Source organism: Ornithinimicrobium sp. (genome assembly GCF_030537745.1).
Classification (GTDB): Bacteria; Actinomycetota; Actinomycetes; order Actinomycetales; family Dermatophilaceae; genus Ornithinicoccus.
The window spans coordinates 1-1,717 of the sequence record NZ_JAUNVI010000116.1; the positions used below are offsets into that span (position 1 = coordinate 1).

The 1,717-nt window shown below is 65.5% G+C and carries 1 protein-coding gene and 1 pseudogene; one reads left to right on the forward strand and one right to left on the reverse strand.

Annotated features, from left to right (window positions below; translation table 11 throughout):
* A pseudogene (locus Q4P07_RS14115) lies at nucleotides 1–364 on the reverse strand (epimerase); the annotation flags it as partial.
* A 172-nt stretch (nucleotides 365–536) separates the two neighbouring features.
* Here Q4P07_RS14115 and Q4P07_RS14120 point away from each other — a divergent pair.
* Entirely contained in the window at nucleotides 537–1,097 is a 561-nt protein-coding gene (locus Q4P07_RS14120; RefSeq protein WP_303375552.1) for a hypothetical protein, read from the forward strand.
* The last annotated feature ends 620 nt before the right edge of the window (nucleotides 1,098–1,717 follow it).

Consider the following 1,717-nt stretch of genomic DNA (forward strand, 5'->3'; position numbering starts at 1 on the left):
CGTGTCCGCCTCCGCTGGCCCACGCCGGGTCTTGAGGCAACGACCCCATCGGGTCGGCACCCTCGGGCCTCGTCGCGGGCGCTGCGAGGCAGCGAGGGAAGGCTTCGTCGAGGCCCACGAGAGGATGCCCCTGAGGGAGCAGCATCCGACGGAAGTCGTCGTCGGCTGCGACCAGCGCGGTCGGCAGCAGGGGCACGTGGACCTGTTCTCGGTTGAGACCGGCGTGTGAGGTGTAGGACTCCAGCAGCGCGCCGTATCTGAGTTGCCCTGGGCCACCCACCTCGAAGTGGCGAGAGGGACCGGTGTAGTCGAGCGCGCCGATAAAGGCATCGAGGGCGTCAACGACTGCGATGGGCTGCACCATCGCGGGAGCGCCGCTCAGGATCTGCTCGACCTCCAATAGGGACTGGAGGTGCTCGGAGATTTCGTTGGGGGCAACGTCGGGAACGAGCCCGGCTCGCACTACTCGCAGGGCTCTTGACCGGCCCACACCCCTGTGCCAGCCTTGACGTACAACAGAACGGGGAGGTCAACCGATGGAGATCGTCGAGCAAGAATTAGCAATGGTGGAGAAAGCGGACGCCTACCGCAGCGAAGGCCTGCTGATCGTCCGGCTAGCAGGAACAAGACCGTCCGCCTGCCACGTAGTCTCCATCGAACCAACGCTCACCGACGTCGAGCCACCGGCGTTCGCCGCACGGATGAGCGTCCATCCCTTGATGCGGTGCGCGATGCAGGAGGTCGACTTCGAGGCTGCCCGGGCGTTTCGTATCGAAGGCGCCCGCCCCGAAGTCGTGGTCCATCACGCGGGCGGGGAGTTAACCGTCGACGTCAAGGAGCTACCGGTCGCCGACGCGCTCCGCGCATCCGTCACTACCCCGCTGCAGGGGGACTTCTTCGGCGAGGATCCCGTCGAGGCCACGGGGTACTCCCGGGCCTACGACCTCTCCGAGGCGGTCCGCGAAGCCGTGGACAAGTTACCCGTGCGAGGCGCCGACATCCCAGACTGGCTCAGGAGTTACACCATCGTCTCGATGGGGATTGAGCGCGGCGGCATCGGCGGGTTCGACCACCTGAAAGTCACCGTCCGCGGCTAAGCCGAAGTCCGCGACCTGGGCTAGCAAGTCCGCTGCCTGGGCCTCCTCAGCTGGTTTCCACATCATCGTTGAGATGTCCCCGCGTCATGTCAACGACCCAGACGGATCAGTCCCTTGCCAAAGATGCAATTCGGCGTCTGCTAAGTATGTCCTCGTGACTACCCTCCATCAGCGCACCAGCTCGCCACGCTGGGGCATGACTTTCGCCTATTGGTGCGCAGGGGTGAGCGCTTTTCAGGGGGCATTGGCCGCGGGAGCTCCATGGGGAGCCGCATCCTGGGGTGGAGGCCACGATGGAGTACTCCCCGTTGGCTTGCGCTGTGCCAGCGGTGTCGCGGCTTTAGTCTTTGCTGGCATCGCCCCAGTCGCTGCGGGCAAAACTTTGGGCAGCAGGTGGCGGCGCCGCGTGCTGCTGGGCACCGGCGTTTACGTGGCCGTTGGCACCGTCGCGAACGGTCTGTCACCGTCGCCCGTTGAACGGGCAATATGGCTGCCGCTCAGTGTGATTGGCACAGCGCTGGCGGTCATGGCGTGGCGTGAGACAGCGCGCACGGCCACACCCAGTCCTTGATTGGCTCCGTTGTTGGCATAGTCACTCATCGGGCGGGACTCGAAGGGCC

What these genes read in the sequence shown, in the direction of transcription:
- Q4P07_RS14120 (WP_303375552.1), top strand. Translation starts at nt 537, where the DNA reads ATGGAGATCGTCGAGCAAGAATTAGCAATGGTGGAGAAAGCGGACGCC.